This window comes from Streptomyces sp. Ag109_O5-1, from assembly GCF_003814875.1.
Classification (GTDB): Bacteria; Actinomycetota; Actinomycetes; order Streptomycetales; family Streptomycetaceae; genus Streptomyces; species Streptomyces sasae.
On record NZ_RKQF01000001.1, the window covers coordinates 11,579,283 to 11,596,729 of the forward strand.

The following is a 17,447-nucleotide window of genomic DNA, read 5'->3' on the forward strand; positions in this document are numbered from 1 at the left end:
GTGAACGGTCGACTCCTATGAAGTCACAGACGCCCGACCGGCCACACGCCAGGCGGCACCGCCCGGCAGGCCGACGATTCCAGCCGAGGACAGCCGAAACGTCAGTCAGTCGGAGAGTCAGACCCCCGAGCGATGCCATCACCAATCCTCACTGTCAGTCGATGGTGAGGTGGCTGGTGAAGAAGTCGGTGAGCTTGTCGATGGCGGGGTCGATGTACTCCTTCTTGTCATAGAGGTCGACGTGGCTGGCGTCCTTGATCCAGTGGATCTCCTTGGGGCCAGTGGCGCGCTGGTGGGCCTCGACGGCCATCCAGGCGGTGACGGCGCGTTCGCCGATGATCTGGAGGATGGGGCGGGGGCCGATCAGCGGGATGGCGAAGAACGCGTCGTGGAAGGCCATCCTGTCGATGCTCTCCCAGGCGAGGGTCTTCGCAGAGCGTTCGTGCTGGCCGCGCGGGGTGCAGTAGTACTCGAAGCCTTCGACGCCGTGCTGGCCGCCGAGCGCGCGGGCCTGCTCGGCGGTCTCCGGGAACATGGTCATCGTGCCGGGGTTCTCGCCGCGTGCGGCGGCGCTGCGGGCCGCTGCGGCGGCGTCCAGAAGGGCTTGGAAGACGGCCGGGTCCTGGGTGCCGTCGGCGCCGAGGCGGAACTGGCGGGCGGGTTCGGCGGTGGACACGGTGGCCACGGCCTTGACGCGGTGGTCGCCGCCGGTGGCGGCCAGCGAGTACCCGCCGGAGGCGCAGATGCCCAGCAGGCCGATGCGGTCGGCATCGACGTCGTCGCGGGTGGTGAGGTGGGAGACGGCGGCTTTGAAATCCTCCACCCGCTGAGCGGGGTCTTCCAGGCCACGGGGCAGGCCGCCGGACTCGCCCTGGTAGGCGGCGTCGAAGGCGAGGGTGACGAAGCCGCGCTCGGCCATCCGCTGGGCGTACGTGCCGGAGGTCTGTTCCTTCACACTGGTGCCGGGGTGACCGACCACGAGCGCCGGCCGCGGACCCGACGCCGGCGTGTCGGGGGTGTAGAGGTGGCCGGCGAGCGGGATGCCGGCGCTGTCGAAGCTGACGGTGGTCTGGGCCATGAGGCACTCTCCCCGAGAGGTGATGACGTGTTGTAACGCACCGGCGCGGCGGCCTGGGGGCCCGCACCCTGCCGGGCACACATCCACGTTCTGTCAGTCTCCGCACGAGCGGGAGAGCCAGGTTTCTGCCTGGGAAAGAACTTGCCCCCTCACACAGGTGCCGTGGCCGTCGCGGCGCAATGACACTTAAGAGCATGACTGCAGACTCCGACCCCCGGGCGCTGGGCGCCTTCCTCAAGGCCCGAAGGGCCCAGCTGACACCGCAAGAGTGCGGCCTTCCCGAGGGAGACTCCGCCCGCAAAGTCGCCGGACTGCGCCGCGAGGAGGTCGCCCAGCTCGCCGCCATCAGCGTCGACTACTACACACGACTGGAACAGGGCCGCGTCCGGGCATCCGTACCCGTGCTGACCACCCTGGCCCGCGCCCTGCGGCTCGACGACGACCAGCAGCAATACCTCTACGAACTCGCCGGCCGAATCGACGCCCACCCGCGCCGCCGCCGGCCCGCCCAACGCCTGCGTCCAGCCATGCGACGTCTGCTCGACCAGCTCACCGAGACCCCCGCACTCGTCCTTGGCAAACGCCTGGACATCCTTGCCTGGAACCCCGCCGCCACAGCCCTCTACACCGACTTCGCCGCCTTCCCGGCGAACCGGCGCAACTACATGCGGCTGCTGTTCACGAGCCCAGTGGTCCGGCAACTGCACCAGGACTGGGCCCACGACGCCCGGGAAGCAGTCGCCGCGCTGCGCATGGAGGCCGCGGCCGACCCCGACGATCCCGACCTCGCCCAGCTCGTCGGCGAACTGTCCCTCCAGGACCCCGACTTCCGCACCTGGTGGGCCGAACACCACGTCAACAGCGCCAGTTACGGCACCAAGCACTACCGCCACCACCTGGTGGGCGACCTCACCCTCGACTGCGACACCTGGACCAGCCCCGACGGCTCCGGACAGAGACTGATGATCCTGACCGCCGAACCCGGCAGCCCCTCCCACGACGCCCTGCGCATCCTCACCTCATGGACCACCCAGCAACCGAGCACCGGCCGGACGGAGGACCTGACGCGATGACCCCATGGACACCCGAAGATCTCGCTCTTCTCACCGGGTCCGAATCCCTTGTCCTAACCGCCGGGGACGACGATCACCTTGGCGTGGAGATCGGTATGGTCCTGGTTGGTGGCGAGCTGTATGTCCGCGCCTACCGAGGGGTCCGCTCCAGCTGGTACCAGGCGGCGCACAAGCACAGCCACGGACAGATCCGGGTGGGGGCCGTCGCACGCGACGTCCTCCTGGAAACCCGTGACACCAGGCCCGCCTCCGAGATCGACGCTGCCTACCGGAACAAGTACGGACAGGCGGCCGGCGCCCTCGCGGCGAGCCGCCGGGCACACGCCGCGACGATACGGATCGACCCGGCGACCTCATCGAACGGCGCCGCGGGCCTGGTCCGCTGACGGAACGGGGGCCGGGCAGCGTCAGCGCGCAGCAGCGCACGCTCACCGGCGGCCCTGTCCGGCGAGACTGCTCGTCAGGTTGACAGCGCCAAGGCGATCAGCCAGTGATTCCTAATGCGGTCTGACAAGCCGCGAGGGCTTTTGGCGGTGCGAGCTCGTAGCACCGCCCGTCGCGTAGGAGTGCCTAGAGGACTGAGTCCAAGACCCTGGTCACGCACGCCACCAGCCAGGCGGCGCGCTGAGCTTCCTCGGCTACGAAGTGAAAGCCCAGCGATGCGACACGAAGCTCACGGGACCACGACGCTCCGTCAACGGTGCCATCGGGCTTTTCGTGCCACGGGAGGTAATCCGGCAGCGTTGTGCCTCCTACATGGGTGGCGGGAAACCGAAACTCCGTGGTGTGCTTCTCCCTTGAGTTTCGCGGTTTTGGCGGGCCTGATGTGATCATGCTGCGTGGGTGAGTCCTGCTTGGGCCCAGGCTTCCTGGACGGTCCGGATTTCGGCGTCGGTCGGCTGGCCTGCGGCAGCGGGAAGAAATCGGGTGGCGATGATCACGCGGCGGAGCTTGGCGAGCATGTCGGCGAAGGCTGGGTCGGTCTTGGTGGTATACCAGGGGGCTTGCTCGCGGCGGTCGGCGGCGTCGTTCGGGTGGTGGCCGTGCAGTGCGTACCAGATGACGGTGATCGAGTAGCAGTACAGGCCGAAGGGGACGGTGCGGCTGCGGGCCTGTCCGACGACGAGTAGGGCGCGGGCTTCGGCGAAGGTGACCTCGATGGACCACCGCCAGGCGTATCTGGTGACCAGCGCCGTGGCCGGGGTGTCGGGGTCGGTGGTGACCAGGGCCAGGTCGTAGCCGGTGTCGGTGCCGTCGTCGCGGATCAGGATCACTCGGACGGTCTGGGTGTGGAAGGAGCCGTACCACAGGCAGCGGACCTCGGCGATCCGCACCTGGTCGGTGCGGCCATAGCGTTTGACCCGCGCGGTCGTGAATGTCGCGGTCGCCGCGAGGTCGGCGGCCGTGCCCAGCCGGGCGCCTTTAAGGCGGGGGCGGCCGCGTCTGCCGGTCGGCGGCGGCGCGAGATCGAACAGCACGGCGTTGGCCAGCAACCGGACCATCGACGCAGCGAGTTCGACCTTCGACGGCCCGGCCTTCGGCCGCCACAGCCTGGCTGCCACCGGCAGGCACACCGGCCGGGTGAGGAACGGCAGCTCCACGACGATCCCGATCACCACGAAGCACGTCCCCCGCCCGACCGGCTTGGCACCGGCCGCCGCGCCGTCGTGCTGTCGCGGCCTTCCTGGAAGTGAGCAGTCTTTCAAGGCTGACCTGTGCGTTGCTCAGTTCGGAGAGCGGGATCCATTGAATACTACTGATGGGTAAGTTGGTTGGGTGTGTCGGCTGAGCCGGTGTGGCCTGCGAATTTCCGAGTTCTGCGCACTATGAGCGTTGGTTGTTCAGGCTTGCGGAGCCGCCGGTAGTAGCGGTCGAGTTGGTGGCACTGGTGCAGGCCGTGGTCACCTTCCGGACGAGCTCGAAGCCCGGCCCAGCCAGGGCGAGCCTGGGGGGCTTGGGGCCTGCGCAAGGCATGGCGCCGGAGTCGGAGCGGGAGAGAATAGACCGATGCGATATTCATGGCGACGGTCTCTGCGCCCCCTCGCCGTCCGCATGGACGGGGAGCCTGACCCACTCGACGACCGTCTTGAAGCCGACGGTGCGCTGGGTCTGGACGAGCTTCGGGACGTGCCGGTCGTCGTGATGCTGGGGGAGCGCGGCGCAGGCAAGTCTGTGGCCCTGGAACAGGAACACGCCTTGCTCCGCGAGGAGGGCATGCAAGCTGAGCCTTTCTTGCATCTGGGCCGGGACGTCTTCGACCTGATGTCTGCGAGTACCGCCTTCGGCCAGCGCTTGCATCAGTCGCAAGGGCAGGTGCGGCATGTGCTGCTGGACGGGCTGGACGAGGGCATGAGTGATGTACCCGGTCTCGACAAAGTCCTCCTGCACCAGCTGCGGGTCATGGAACCGTGGCACCGTGAGGGTCTGCGGCTGCGTATCACCTGCCGTACCAGCCGTTGGTCCGACGTGCTGGAGGGCGGACTGCGGGAGCTGTGGCCCCAGCCCGGCCAGGTGGCGATGATGACGCTCATACCGCTCAACCAACACGACATGCGACATGCGGCCGAGCAACGGGGCCTGGACGCGCCCGCCTTCGTTAAGAAGATCACCGGCCGCAGCCTGCAGGCCTTGGCCCAGCAGCCGGTCACCCTCCAACCTCTGCTGGAGGCCCAGGCGCGAGGGGAAAAGCTCCCCGAAACAGTAGCCGAGGCCTACGACCAGGCATGCCGGAGCCTGTGCACGGAGACCTGGTCCCAGGACTTTGCCCGGCGTCAGACACGGCCTGCGGCGGATCACCTGCTGGATGTGGCTCGCTGGGCTGCTGCTGCCCTCCAGTTCAGCCGTAGCCCGGCCCTGACGGACGGCGAGCCGGAGACAGGGGAGGAACTGCATCTCGACAGCCTGTCCGGCCCAGGCGTTCCCGGCCTCGTCCCCGAACCGGCGTGCCACCGCCACGAACTGCTGCACCTGACCGAGTCCGCCCTGCTGGCACCCGTGGGCCGACGCCGCTGGGTTTTCGCCCACCGTGGCTACCAGGAACACCTGGCGGCACAGTACCTCCATGCCCGGATCGCTCCCGCCGTGCGCTCCCAGCTGCTGTGGACGGGCAGCGGCCTTGCCCGCCATGTACTGCCGGAGCACCGGGAGATCGCCGCCCGTCTCGCGGTCACCGATCCGGATTTCTTCGAGGACCTGCTCGCCCATGAGCCCTTGGTCCTGCTGCTCGCCGACCTTCCCGTCCTGCCGGCCGCACAGCGCCAGCGGGTCGCCCAGGCTCTCCTCGACGCGGTCCTTAGCGACGGCTTTGAGCGTCTCGACTACGCGCTGCTGCGGAAACTGGACCATCCCGCCCTTGCCGAACAGCTCAGGCCCTTCCTCACACCGGTGACGCACTCCGATCAGCTGTACCTGGCTTTGTGGATCGCCACGCAGTGCCACCCGGCCGGTCTGGCACCCGACCTGCTCTCGGTGGCGCAGGACACCGCGTTGCCCGTGCGGTTGCGGTCTTTCGCCCTGCACGCGCTAGAGGAGTACGCGAAGGACGACGGGACGGTCGCACGACTGCGCCTGCTGGCCACCGACGCGAAACCAGACGTCGTCGAGGCGGCGTTGGAGCAGCTATGGCCTCAGCATCTGACGATCACCGAGTACGCCGACCTGCTGCCCGTCCGGCAGATGGTGACCTACAAGCTGCGGTACACGCACATCCAGATACTCACCGACTACAACCTCAAAGAGGCTCTTACCTGGGCGGTTACGACCCTCAACGAACGCCGCCCCAAAGCACTGATCGCTCTAGTCTTGGTGGCCCAGGGCATTCGCTTCCTGGGTCAGGCACAAACACGGAGCCCGAGCCCGGATTTCCGAGAGGTGCTGGCGGGCCAGGCGCTGGCCGCCGTGGCGGCACAGCCCGAGCTGTCCTACCCCGTCGAAGCCCGCACCCCTTTCGAGTACCTGCACGACTCTTTGGACAGCGCCCCCGCGCTGCGCCGCCGACTCGCCGAGCACGTCCTGCGCCACAGCAGTTCGGACCGCGTCCTGCATCTCCTCCTCACCAACCCTGACGTGGGTCTGTTTCCGTCCGAGGACCTGCGGTACTGGGCGGAGCGGTGGCCGGATCTCCCGCCCAAGGTGCGGCGCACCGCCCAGCCGCTCTTCAGCAGCCGCCCCCGGCCCGAGGACGAGCCGCTGAAAGAAGCCGTCGAGACAGCCCGGCAGGCAGACGAAGAGCTCCGGGAAGCCACCGCCTGGTGGGACGCCCCGCCTCCTGAGTGGCAATTGCGAAGGCAGAAAGAGGAAGAAGAACGGCGACGTGGCAACACCTTCGACGAGGGCCGGTTCATCGCCGCCCTCGATGCGGTACAAGCGGCCGGGCCGGACACCGTGCGCGCGGCCTGGCTCGCCGTACTCCTCGATCACCTCCAGCGGACGTGCGACGGCCGGCCGGTTGAAGAGGCCGCACCGCTGGGCATGGTCGCCGCAGCACCGACACGCCCGCTCGCGGACAGCACCCTGAGTAAGAAGCTGACCACGGCCGCCCGACACGTTCTGGCGACAGCACCCGCGCACACAGCGCATCGCGTGACTGCCTGGGGTACCGAGTGGGGCCATGTCCCGGAACTGTCCGCGGCCGCGTTCCTGCCAGCTGGCGAATGGGAGGCGGCAGCGGGCACGGACACTGACCGGTGGGCGGGCTGGGCACTGGCCCTGGCTACCATGCAGACCCTTGAACAGGACCGGGCCCTGCACAGCAAGCTGTTCGAACAATCCGCCCGCCACGCGGGAGCCGCGTTCACGGCCGTGCTCAGGGTGTGCCTGGAGCGTTTGGAGACTCACCGGGTCGCCGAGCTGGTTCAGTTCCTGCACGTACACCAAGCGCACGATGCCATCGGCCTCGTGCGGGACTGGGCGACGGCGCCCGGCCGCGTAGACGCAGCCTGGGGCGCCGTGGTGGTCACACTCTTCAGCCTCGGTGACGCCGCCGCCCTGAGCCTGCTGAAGAACACCGTGGCGGCTGATCCGTCCCCTGAGACACCCACGGCAGACCCGCAACGGTGGATCACCGCGGCCTACACCCTTCTGCCCCGGGCGGACCTGCACGAGCACTGGCCCTACATCCGCCGGGCATTCGACGATCCCCAGCTCTTTCACGCCCTGACCGACCGCATCGCCTCCCTCGGCACCGGCCACTGGCCCGCAGGCGTGGAAGGACTCGACGAAGCAGACCTCTGCGACCTGTACGAGCGCCTGTGTGCGAGAGAGGAACTCAGTCAGCCTCGGCCCGAGTACGAGCCGGGTGTCGCCTTCCAGATCACCAGACGGGACACCCTCCACGAACTCACCGATGCCCTGCCCCAGCTGATCGCTGGCAAAGGGACTACCCGGGCCGCCGGCCACCTCACCCGACTCGCCGCGTCAACCTCCCGCAATCCTGCCCGGCTAGGACGCCTGGCGCGTCGCGCTGCCCGCCAGGCAGCCCGACGCCACAGCCGCCCGCTGCCCGTGCACGAGTTGAGGAAACTCGCAGCTGATCACAGCCTGCGCGTGGTCGCCGACGAGGCACACCTCCTCGACGTCGTCATGGAGGCCTTGGACCGGGTTCAGCAGGCGCTGTCCGGCCCCAACGGAATGGCCATCCTGTTGTGGAACCGCGCTGCCGCAGCAGGCGATGCCGCAATGTGGCCGATGTGGGAGGAGGACTTCAGTGATCTCGTCATGGGCCTGCTGAAGATCCAACTCGGCGGGCAGCACGTCATCCTCAACCGTGAAGTCCAAATCGACCGCCCCGGCACCGGAGGAGGACGCACCGACATTCACATCCAGGCAGCAGACCCCTCTCACCACACCGAGCCCTTCACCGTGATCATCGAATCCAAGGGCTGCTGGAACAAGGACCTGCCTACGGCACTCTCCGAGCAGTTGGTAGACCGCTACCTGCGCCGACCCCGTACCGCAGGGATCTTCCTGGTCGGCTTCTTCGACTGCGATCAGTGGAGCTCATTGGCACGGCGGCGCTGCTCACCCCGCCACACTCGCCAGGAGATCATGCACGAGCAAAAGCAACTGGCCGCCCGGCATGACGCCACGGTCCGCGCCAGAGTTCTCGACTGCAGGCCCCCCGGCGCCCAGACAGATTGACAGGACAGACCGCACGGCCAGTGGACCGGCACTGATCCCCTCTTGACGGGCTCGGCCGCGCCGTGGCGTCGCGCTCCTTCGGCGGCCGTCAGCTTCTCCCTGCTGTGGGCCGCGACAAGGAGAAGCTCGGCGTACGTGTCGTTCCGTTGCCCCGGGAGATCTCGGTGCCTTGGGAACGGGGCGTTGGTGGTCTGACTCGTGCGCCTCCGCAGCAGGGGCTCGTACGAGCAGAGCGGCCAGGACACCCCACCGCTGCCGTACTGGCGCGTACGCACAAGAGCCTGTTCCCACGGCCCGGTCCGGCCTACTGCACCCTGACTTGAACGCTGTACAGCGTGGTTGCCGCCCCGGAAATCTGTCCCTGTCCGGGGCCCTGCAGTTGCAGGACGACCTCGCACCGGTTCCCGCCTACGACCACTACGAACGCACCTGGCTGCCGCCCTCACCCCTGCTGTTCCAGCGGCATAGAGGCGGGGAGAACCGGGCGATCAGCTCCGGCGCCATCCGCACGTTGCTGACAACCGCGCTCGCGCACACCGGGCTGACCGACTCGGTCACCGGCGGCCCTCTGCACTTCACTCCGTACGATTTCCGCAGGCTGTTCATCACCGACGCTGTCCTGAGCGGTCTGCCGCCGCACATCGCCCAGGTCATCGCCGGGCACCAGGACATCAACGTCACTCTCGGCTACAAGGCGGTCTATCCGGACGAGGCCGTCCAGGCTCATCTGGCCTTCCTTGCCCGAAGGCGAGCTATGCGACCCAGCGACGAGTACCGCGTCCCCACCGACGAGGAGTGGACCGAGTTCCTCGGCCACTTCGAACGCCGCAAGGTCTCCACCGGAACTTGCGGACGCTCTTTCGGAACCCCCTGCATCCACGAACACGCCTGCGTGCGCTGCCCAATGCTCTGGCCCGACCCCACCCAACGCGACCGGATGGTCGAGATCCGCGACAACCTCATCGCCCGCATTGCCGAGGCCGAGCGCGAAGGCTGGCTCGGAGAAGTCGAGGGACTGCGGGTCAGCCTCGCCGGGGCTGAAGACAAACTCGCCCAGCTCGACCGCCGCCGCGGCAACCACATCGTTGTCGACCTCGGCATCCCCACTCCGCGCAAGGCAGCGGTCGACCCAACAGGCCAATGACCCCGTGTTGATCGAGCTCAGGGAGCGTCAGTTCACCTGGGACCGGCCGCGACCCGCACGGGGCGTTGCCGCCCGGGTCCACTGGACAAGGCGGTCAAGGACCGCCAACACGACTTCTTGGCGCTGAGACGGAAGAAAGGGCCACGTCAGCCATGCCGGCGCGGACAACAACACAACCGCCAGAAGAGGAAGCAGGAACAAGGCAACGAGAAACGGGCGCGACAGCCACACGGGCATGCGTCAACCTCCAGGACTCTCCCCGGAAAGGGAACCGTGCTGGATGGCGACGCAAACTGGGCATCCCAGGCGCAGACGCGCATGGAATCTCCGGCCAGAGCCGACATCCAGATACCGCTCGGACCATACCCTCAACATCAGCTGCACAACCGCGAGTTCAGAGAATCCGGCCCACGAGCGGAACGCCACCCAGCGGTCGGACTCGCGTCGGTCTCGGAAGCCGAGGACCCGGGAGACTGCTGACCGCAGGTTGTCATAGCGGACCTTCCCGGTCGGCACTCCGCCCAGCACGTGGAAGGCGTGCAGGTGGCCTTCCAAGAATGCCTCAAGCCCGCACGAGGCCGAGATGCGGTGGACGGCCTTGCCCGAGTAGGACAGGCGGAAGGTGTAGGTAGCTCTCGATCTCCACGACGCCGCCGGCCACTTGGGCATCAAGTCCGCCACGCTCGAGCGCTTCGAACAGGCAGCGGGCCAGCTCCCCGGACGCCCGGTCTCCCTCGGCTACCTCCAACTCCTCACCCTGACTTGCACCCAGACGGGCCGCACCGCTCCCGCCTGCATCCCGCAGGCCGTCTCCGAGCCGGTGATCTCACTGCCGACCACCCTGTAAGACACCACCGTGCCCCACCCCTGGTCGGGCACTTCGCAGCAGACCGGCTGTACCGCAGACCCAGGTGCACCGGCACCCGAACCGACCAGCGGAGGTCTTCCGTGAAACGCGAGCGCGCCACCACACTCCTGAACGACATGCTCGACCGGCTGGAGGTGGGAGGCTGGCCGCTGGACCTCGTCGACGAGATCCTCGTCTTCGGCTCCTACGCACGCGGCGCACTGAACCCCTCGGACGTCGACATGGTCGTGGAGCACCGCAGGGACGACCGTCTCGTCTCCGAGTTTGTCCACGCCCTGTCCTACGGTCGTGACCCTTCCGCCTCGATGAAGCGCGCCCTGAAGGGCAACAGCCGCGGCCTGCAGATCCACTTCGGCGAACGCAAGATCCTCGAAGCGGAAGGATTCGAACTGACCCCGCTGTGGACGCGGGGCGAACCCGTCGACGCCGCCCGCGCCCGCCTCGCCGCCATCACCCCCGACCCCGCGGCAGGCCGGGCCCCACGCGACCACATGATCGAAGCCTTCGACGGCATCGACCGCTGGGTCCCGCGCCCGGTCCGCATCACCCTCACCGACCTCGTCGACCGCAAAGCCGTCACCATCCGCCAACTCCAGCTCCCCGACGCCGAACCAGCCCATCCCGCAGCCCTCGAAGCCCTCACCCGCTGGAGCGAGACCAGCCCGCTGCGCCGCGCCGCGGCAGCCGTCCTCGCCCACCTCGAAGCCACCTCCCGCCCCCTCGACTCCGTCTACCTCCACGGGGAACCGGTCATCGGCAGCCGCTACAGCAACACCACTTGGCAGACCGGCATTGGATTCGGCTGGAGCCATTACCGCGGCATCTCCCACCACCTGCAGGAGGGCACCGACTGGTTCGAGGTCGTCCGCCCCACCCCGACCCAGCCCCTGCACACCCTCCACATCACCGCCCAGGACCGCTCCGCCCTACCCTGCCTGTGACGGACCGCCATGCCCGGGTGAGTCCCCGCCGGCCAACGCTGCCGTCCGGCAGACCGGACGGCAAGACTCGCGTCAGATGCCCTGGGCGGCGCTGTGTTGGCGAACGCCTCACCATCGGATGCGCACCACGCTCTTGGTGCACGCGGTTATGGATCTCTTCAGGCAGACGTGTCGATGTAGGCGCCCAGCCGCTGCCGCCAGACGGCGTCCTGTTCAGGCAGGACAGCGCTTCGCAGCCTGAGCTTCCGATCGGTGTCAGCTGCTTGGACTGGAGTCATTCCCCGCTACGGGGAGGGGCTGGGTATGGCACTCAACATCGAAATCACCTGGGACGAACCGGTCACGATTGGTCTGCTTGAGCAGTTCATGAATTGCAAGGTCGAGCAGGAGCTACGCTGTCTCGTGCGACGCGACGGCTAGAGCCTTCGCACCACCCCGTGCCGCCTCCGACGGTCTTCCAACTGCAGCGTGCCCTCGGCGGTGGCCGCTGTGTATGGAATCCTTAGACGTAGTTTCTTTCGGTGCTGTTGGCTCGTTGAGCGGTTCGTGGCTGACCTGGTTGAGCGACTGGTTCCGCACGAACTGTGGGTGATTTTCCGGCGGGTGGTGTCGCTAACGGAGGTCAAGCGTCCGCAGGGCGGTGGCCGACGTCGGGCCGGTGACCGAGAGACGCTGGCCGCAATCATCTTCGTGGCCGCTACTGGCTGCACCTGGCGGCAACTACCACCGGTCTTCGGCCCTGCATGGCCCACCATCTACTGACGCTTTGCCCAATGGAGCCGGGCGCTCGGGTCACTTGACGTCGGCCAGCCAGCGCAGCGCGCTGAGGCTCGGCAGGAAGAAGTACTCTCCGCCGCGGGTGATGACAAAACGCTCTACGCCGTGCAGGCGGCGCTGGATGGGGTGCTGCGGGATCGTGAAGGCGCCCGTGCCGTCGTTGTCGCCCGTGAGCAGGTCCTTCTCCCGGCCGAGGCCGGTGAAGTTGCCGTCGTCCAACCATTGCGACTTCACGAACTCGAACTGCCGCTCCAGTTGGGAGCCGATGAAGACGAAGACGATGCCACGGTCGGCTCCGTCGTCGTCCAGGACGCCGGCCGGCAGCGGCGGGCCGTAGTTGGTGCCCCGTCGAATCATGCGGTGCAGGCGGACGTCGCCGATGATCTCCGAGTCGCGGGGGTTGGCTCGTCTGGCGTGGGCGCTGTGGGGGCAGATCGCGCCCTGCGGATCGGACGCGTAGAGGAAGTCGTTGTTGCGCTGGTCGTCCGCTCCCAGGGCCGGGTCGTCGTGCTCGGGCGCCAGGATCAACGGAGCGCCGCTCTGCCAGCGGCCCACGATCTTGGCGGCGAGCAGCGACTCCTCTTCCGGGCTGTTGGAGTTGTCGTGGAGATACCGGCGGAAGGCCGCGACGCGCGTGTGCAGCTTCCGCCAGGCCACGAAGGTGCCGTTGCGGCCCAGCTCGGCCGGCTGCGGCATCGACGGCAGGTTCCCTGTCTCGTCGCGATAGCCGAGCACGTATTCGCCTGCCTTGAGCGGGGAGCCGTCACCGGGCGGGCTCTCGGCGCCGCTGCCTTCGATCGTGGGGTTGCCGATACCGTCCTTGTAGCCGAAGCTGGTGCGCCCGGTGGACAGTTGGTAGAAGTCCTGCCGATGAACGGTCTGAAGGCCCGGAAGCTGCGCGTGGGCTTGGCGTGCGCGTTCAATAACGACCGCCAATGACTCCTGGTCGGTGGCCAGGAGGGACAGCATGACGTGTACCTGGCCGGTGCCGAAGGGCGGCTCCCAGCGTGCCGGCGCGCTCTCCCCGGTATCGCCGATGAGCTCGGCACGTGCCGCCATGCCCTGCCGGAACTCCGCGGGGAAGCTGTTCAGGGAGGCCGGTGGGACCTGGAGCGCCTCGAGGCCCCGACACGTCAGTCCGACGTTGAGGAGCGCGGGCAGGTCCGGTTGCCACCAGTTGGCAGCGGAGTCGACCAGCTCGGCCAGGCGTCCCATCAACTGACGGCCGGCACCTGGATCGTCCACACGCAGCAGGATGTAGGTGCCGACGTACGGTGACGGCCGGTTGCGCAGCACAATGCCCTGGATCTCGTCCAGCTGCAGCGGTGGGGCTTCGGTCGCTGTCATGTCGTCCCTCCGGAAGGGTGCCGGATGATTTGTACCAATTTCCCCTATCGTCGGCACTGTCCGACACGGCGCATCGCGCGATCGACGAGTGCGTGGGCGCGTGGGGTCGCCCGAAGGACGAGGTTGTGCCGCGCGAGCCGGAGTGCTCGTTGGGGATCGCCGCCGACGGTCAGCCAGAACTCCGCCGCGTGATCGGCGTACGCCTCGGGGTGGCGCGCCATCAATTCCTCGTAGCGCGCGCCAGCGTGGGCACGCCAGAACCGAGCCTCCGCCGACGCCTCGGACTGGCACAGGAGGCGGGCGAGCCGGCTGGTGTAGTCGGGATCGTCGCTGATGAGGGCCAGCCGGCGCAGGCGCTCGATCGCCACGGCCATCCTGCCTTCGGCGGCGTCGGTCTCAGCGAGCCGGCCTTGCGTCGGCACGTAGGACGGCAGTCGGGAAGCGGCCGACTCCAGCCAGGTGCGCGCGCTCACCAGGCGTCCCTGGGCCAGCCGCATCTGCCCGCACTGGAATTCGAGGACCGCCAGTGGAAACGGACTGACCCCGCGATAGGCGCGTCTGGCCGCCAGAAACCACGTCTCGGCCTCGTCCGCCTCGCCGCTCTCGGCATGACAGCGGGCCATGGCGCCGAGGGTCCTGAAGTCCTGCCGCCTCGACAGCCCCTGCCGAAGCAGCGCCAGCGCCTCGTCGTAGCGCCCGACCGTCTGGCAGACGGCTGCTCGCTCCTCGTCCACGGTTCGCCGATCGAGTCCCAGCGCAGCCGCCGCGTCCAGATCGTCCAGCGCCGCCGCGAACCGGTGGAAGAGGCCCCGCAGCCGGGCGCGCGCCAGAAGCGAGCGAGGATCGCGCGGCGCCTGGTCGACGAACGTCTCGGCCAGCGAGGCAGCGCGCTCGGTCTCGTCGATGCGGCCCCGTACGTGCCCGCGCAGGGCGGTCAGCTCCACCAACTCGCCCCAGCCGTCGGCGGTGAGTCTTCCTCGTGTCGCCTGCGACGTCAGACCTTCGATGCGTGCGTCGAGGTTGCCCATGGCAATGACGCCGGCTGTCGTGGGCGGCCCGCCCGCAAGGTCGGGTCCTCTCGCGCCGCCGGCACGAGTGCCCGCCGTGGAGCTGCTCATTGGCTCGCGGCAACCGTCGGGATGGTGGCCGCCTGCTGGGGCGGGTTCGGGTTGGCCGGTGCCAGGTACGGAAACTCACGCGAAGCCGGGACGGTCGCGTCGCAGCCGTCGCTCACGCGTGGGCCATGGCCCGCGTTGACGATCAGCGTGTAGAGCGTGTCGATGACATCGTCGTTGGGCGACCGGCCGCCACAGCTCGCATGCTCCCGTCCCTCCAGCAGGGCCCGCTCGATCTCGAAATAGCTGTCCTCCGCGTACGGCTTGGCCGCGTCCACGACCAGGAAGTCCGCGAGCAGCAGCTCCGTCAGCGGATGCGTCCCGTCCGGCTGTGTCGTCCAGTCCGCCTTGCCGTCGAGACCGTCGAAGAAGACCAGGTTGGCGTTGAGCCGGGCGCGATAGGCGTCCACGTAGCTCGGACCCAGCCGGAACGGGTCTTCCTCGTTGTAGAGATCGCGCAGGTCCACGACCCTGTTGGCGGTGTCGACCCCGTTGTCCGACATCAGGATGTTCTTGACCTCAGGGCGGCCGAGGCGTTCGAGGCGCACGGGATACGGCCCCGCCGTGACGGTTTCCGCCGCAACGGCGAAGACGCTCCCCGAGGCCGCCCCGAACACCCTGGCGACGTCAAGCTCTACCACGAGGGCCAGGACGTCGGCGCCCTCCAGAGTGTTGATGCCCTTCGGCACGAAGGCGAGCCGCCGGCTCGCCCGCGTCTCCACTTCCCTCGCCACGTCCATGAAGAAGGGATCCAGCCGCAGCCCGGCATAGCAGCGCACGCCATGCCCCTCGCCGCCCCGCTCGTCATTCACCAGAAACGAAACCGATTCCCCGCTCGGCAGTACGCACGTTCCCTGCTGCGCCGGCTCCCCGCCGTCACCCGGTCCGACCGGCGCCGAGAAGGTGCAGGTCAGCGCGAATTCGTCCGTGCCGACATCGAAGAGCGAACCGGAATCCCTCACCGGAACGGATGCCGGACGGACGCGGAAGCGATAGCTTGCAGCGTCGGAGAACAGGGCTCCCGGCCTCGCATTGGGAAAGACATTCATGACAAGGACGAGCCGACCCGCCTGGGAGGGGCTGGGAAAGGCAAAAAGGTCGGTCAGGTCTATGGCCGGATCGGCCAAGGCGCGGGTTCCGGAAAGATGGTCGGACATGATGCTGCGACCTCCACTGACGGGGCCCGGCCGACGGCCTCGCAGCGTTGCCGGGCCGCCTGGTGGTGCCCAGGCGCCATGGCCACGGCTACAGCACCTGGACGCGAGGCAACTGCTAGGCGGACGCGGTGTCCAGCAACGCGTTGAACGCCTGCGTGACCTTCTGCGCCTTGGTGGTGTCCTCGACCGTCATGGTCGGATTGGAGGCGTACCACATGTCCGCCTCCACGATTTTCGTCGCCAGCCAGTCGGACATGTGCGGATCGCTCGCCCCGGGCCAGCCCTCAACAGTATCTTCGAACATTTCGTCGAACCACGGCCCGGCGTTGGTGAAAATGTCAGCCATGTACGGCTTGAAGTCACCGTCATAGGTGACCGCGCCAAGGACCTGGGTGTCATTGTTGATGAAGGTAACGCGGAAGTCGTGGACAGTACCGACGAGCTTTTCGTAGTGCCAGGCGTCGTCCTGGATCTTGGCGGCCTTCTGGTGGAACCTCTCTGCCCCGCCTGGCTTGGCATCGAAGAGAACGGTGATTTCCGCTACCTCCCCGACGCGCTTGCCGAGACCGTCGGGTTGCCTGGCCACGGTGGGAGTCGCGTCCCCCGGAACCGCCGACTGCGCAGAACCCTGTGTTGTCATGACTCCCTCTCCTTTTGATCACTTATCGGCTGGTCTGCGGGCTCTCCTCCGTTCTGAGCGCCTTCCGAAATGCCTACAAAGCCAGCTTTGTCGTCCTCCGGGGCGTCGGCAAGACGATCACGCTCCCTGGGCCGACGGTGGCGGCGTCCAGATCATGAGCGGAAACACGAAAGTGCCCTTGACCTGCAACGGTAGGACTTGGCGAGGGTCCTGTTAGCTGCAAGGAAAAGAGCACTTTCCAGCTGCGAGGCCCATCTCGTCCTTCCCGCGCGTCCGTGCCCAGGGAGAGGGCCACCACGTAATCTCGCGGCTCCCGCGTGTGCCGGCAGGCGCGCAACGGAAACGATACGGGGACGGCGGAAGATTGCTGAGGTGGTCCCCACGGACGAGGAATGGTTGTCCGTTCAGCTTGGCCTCATGAGGGCCGCGCCGCTGAATACTTGGCAGCGTTCACCTTCAATTCAGACCAGCGCTCGGGATCCTGATCGGTACCGACAAGGTGGCCGATTTCTAGCGCAGAATAGGTGCTCCCGCTGCACCCCCAGCTGCCCTCCGGGATCTCGATGAGCAACGCGTAGATTCGCAGCAGGTATGCGGGCGAAACGTGGACGCCGTTCAACTCGGTCTCTGATCCATCATCGCCGAGCACGGTGAGGAATGCTTTGCCGATCGCAGTGTGCGCGGCTTCGCGTCGCTTTTGGGTGAAGAAGCCGGCAGCGGTGATTCCCTCGACGAGCCAGAACGGTTCATTCCCCAGGAAGCAGTTCTGCTGAGGTATCTCATTGAACACGATGAATGTACCGTTGCGGGCTGCCTCGGTAATCGGATCGACCTCTTGGGTCATCACGGCATCGATGAGCAGCGGGGCGAGTTGCTGCTTTTGTTCAGCGGTGAGCGAATTCTCGGGGCAGGTGACGCGGATGACGGGCATGATTGAACTCCTTCCCCGCTGGCTTTCCTTATCGGCGTCTATGTCGGTCGGTCACAGCATGCGAACTGACTCTCCTATATGGCGATCGCCAGCACTTGAATAAGCGCAGAAGTGCACCCTAATGTCGACGCGGAGGGGTGGATCTGGAGCAGCCAGCCCGACGCGAGACCGCCTAAGACGGCACACCCTATGAGAGGTGCGGAGGCGGACGGTTTCAAATTTCCTGCGTCTACGCCTT

The 17,447-nt window shown here is 67.5% G+C and carries 13 protein-coding genes and 1 pseudogene; 7 read left to right on the plus strand and 7 right to left on the minus strand.

Annotation, left to right across the window (positions count from 1 at the left end; genetic code table 11):
• Positions 1 to 154: 154 nt before the first annotated feature.
• A complete protein-coding gene (locus EDD90_RS52910) occupies positions 155 to 1,078 on the minus strand; it encodes an alpha/beta hydrolase (protein ID WP_123980629.1) in 924 nt (307 codons plus the stop codon).
• A gap of 194 nt (positions 1,079 to 1,272) precedes the next feature.
• Here EDD90_RS52910 and EDD90_RS52915 point away from each other — a divergent pair, with 194 nt between their 5' ends.
• Both EDD90_RS52915 and EDD90_RS52920 read left to right on the plus strand, forming a co-directional pair.
• Positions 1,273 to 2,151, plus strand: coding sequence for a helix-turn-helix domain-containing protein (locus EDD90_RS52915; RefSeq protein WP_123980631.1), 879 nt, complete (start codon positions 1,273 to 1,275; stop codon positions 2,149 to 2,151).
• Positions 2,148 to 2,537: a DUF2255 family protein gene (locus EDD90_RS52920; protein ID WP_123980633.1), complete on the plus strand. Its 390-nt coding sequence runs from the start codon at positions 2,148 to 2,150 to the stop codon at positions 2,535 to 2,537. The genes EDD90_RS52915 and EDD90_RS52920 overlap by 4 nt, the downstream gene beginning before the upstream one ends.
• Before the next feature lie 444 nt (positions 2,538 to 2,981).
• Here the strand turns inward: EDD90_RS52920 and EDD90_RS52925 are convergent, their stop codons facing one another.
• A complete protein-coding gene (locus EDD90_RS52925) occupies positions 2,982 to 3,770 on the minus strand; it encodes a hypothetical protein (RefSeq protein ID WP_123980634.1) in 789 nt (262 codons plus the stop codon).
• A 433-nt stretch (positions 3,771 to 4,203) separates the two neighbouring features.
• Here EDD90_RS52925 and EDD90_RS52930 point away from each other — a divergent pair, with 433 nt between their 5' ends.
• The 5 genes and pseudogenes from EDD90_RS52930 to EDD90_RS52955 all read left to right on the plus strand — a co-directional run.
• The gene (locus EDD90_RS52930) at positions 4,204 to 8,289 is read left to right on the plus strand and encodes a hypothetical protein (RefSeq protein ID WP_123980636.1); all 4,086 of its coding nucleotides are present in this window, start codon (positions 4,204 to 4,206) and stop codon (positions 8,287 to 8,289) included.
• 319 nt (positions 8,290 to 8,608) lie between these two features.
• Positions 8,609 to 9,433, plus strand: a complete 825-nt coding sequence (locus EDD90_RS52935) for a tyrosine-type recombinase/integrase (RefSeq protein ID WP_221305171.1) — start codon at positions 8,609 to 8,611, stop codon at positions 9,431 to 9,433.
• A 661-nt stretch (positions 9,434 to 10,094) separates the two neighbouring features.
• Positions 10,095 to 10,280, plus strand: coding sequence for a hypothetical protein (locus tag EDD90_RS52945; RefSeq protein WP_260328650.1), 186 nt, complete (start codon positions 10,095 to 10,097; stop codon positions 10,278 to 10,280).
• A gap of 101 nt (positions 10,281 to 10,381) precedes the next feature.
• Positions 10,382 to 11,242: a nucleotidyltransferase domain-containing protein gene (locus EDD90_RS52950; RefSeq protein WP_123980641.1), complete on the plus strand. Its 861-nt coding sequence runs from the start codon at positions 10,382 to 10,384 to the stop codon at positions 11,240 to 11,242.
• Between the two features lie 546 nt (positions 11,243 to 11,788).
• Positions 11,789 to 12,001, plus strand: a pseudogene (locus EDD90_RS52955) (transposase); the annotation flags it as partial.
• A 33-nt stretch (positions 12,002 to 12,034) separates the two neighbouring features.
• On the opposite strand, the gene EDD90_RS52960 reads toward EDD90_RS52955, so the two are convergent.
• The 5 genes from EDD90_RS52960 to EDD90_RS52980 all read right to left on the minus strand — a co-directional run bounded on the left by EDD90_RS52960 (position 12,035) and on the right by EDD90_RS52980 (position 17,209).
• The gene (locus tag EDD90_RS52960; RefSeq protein WP_123980645.1) at positions 12,035 to 13,366 is read right to left on the minus strand and encodes a Dyp-type peroxidase; all 1,332 of its coding nucleotides are present in this window, start codon (positions 13,364 to 13,366) and stop codon (positions 12,035 to 12,037) included.
• A gap of 44 nt (positions 13,367 to 13,410) precedes the next feature.
• Positions 13,411 to 14,394 (minus strand): lipopolysaccharide assembly protein LapB, encoded by a 984-nt coding sequence (locus tag EDD90_RS52965; protein ID WP_123980647.1) that lies wholly within the window; start codon positions 14,392 to 14,394, stop codon positions 13,411 to 13,413.
• 86 nt (positions 14,395 to 14,480) lie between these two features.
• Positions 14,481 to 15,638, minus strand: coding sequence for a DUF4331 family protein (locus tag EDD90_RS52970; RefSeq protein ID WP_123980649.1), 1,158 nt, complete (start codon positions 15,636 to 15,638; stop codon positions 14,481 to 14,483).
• Between the two features lie 115 nt (positions 15,639 to 15,753).
• Positions 15,754 to 16,278: a hypothetical protein gene (locus EDD90_RS52975; RefSeq protein WP_123980651.1), complete on the minus strand. Its 525-nt coding sequence runs from the start codon at positions 16,276 to 16,278 to the stop codon at positions 15,754 to 15,756.
• A 415-nt stretch (positions 16,279 to 16,693) separates the two neighbouring features.
• On the minus strand, positions 16,694 to 17,209 hold the full coding sequence (locus EDD90_RS52980) for a tautomerase family protein (protein WP_123980653.1): 516 nt from the start codon (positions 17,207 to 17,209) through the stop codon (positions 16,694 to 16,696).
• Positions 17,210 to 17,447: the final 238 nt, after the last annotated feature.

What these genes read in the sequence shown, in the direction of transcription:
- EDD90_RS52910 (WP_123980629.1), bottom strand. Translation starts at nt 1,078, where the DNA reads ATGGCCCAGACCACCGTCAGCTTCGACAGCGCCGGCATCCCGCTCGCC.
- EDD90_RS52915 (WP_123980631.1), top strand. Translation starts at nt 1,273, where the DNA reads ATGACTGCAGACTCCGACCCCCGGGCGCTGGGCGCCTTCCTCAAGGCC.
- EDD90_RS52920 (WP_123980633.1), top strand. Translation starts at nt 2,148, where the DNA reads ATGACCCCATGGACACCCGAAGATCTCGCTCTTCTCACCGGGTCCGAA.
- EDD90_RS52930 (WP_123980636.1), top strand. Translation starts at nt 4,204, where the DNA reads ATGGACGGGGAGCCTGACCCACTCGACGACCGTCTTGAAGCCGACGGT.
- EDD90_RS52960 (WP_123980645.1), bottom strand. Translation starts at nt 13,366, where the DNA reads ATGACAGCGACCGAAGCCCCACCGCTGCAGCTGGACGAGATCCAGGGC.
- EDD90_RS52965 (WP_123980647.1), bottom strand. Translation starts at nt 14,394, where the DNA reads ATGGGCAACCTCGACGCACGCATCGAAGGTCTGACGTCGCAGGCGACA.
- EDD90_RS52970 (WP_123980649.1), bottom strand. Translation starts at nt 15,638, where the DNA reads ATGTCCGACCATCTTTCCGGAACCCGCGCCTTGGCCGATCCGGCCATA.
- EDD90_RS52975 (WP_123980651.1), bottom strand. Translation starts at nt 16,278, where the DNA reads ATGACAACACAGGGTTCTGCGCAGTCGGCGGTTCCGGGGGACGCGACT.
- EDD90_RS52980 (WP_123980653.1), bottom strand. Translation starts at nt 17,209, where the DNA reads ATGCCCGTCATCCGCGTCACCTGCCCCGAGAATTCGCTCACCGCTGAA.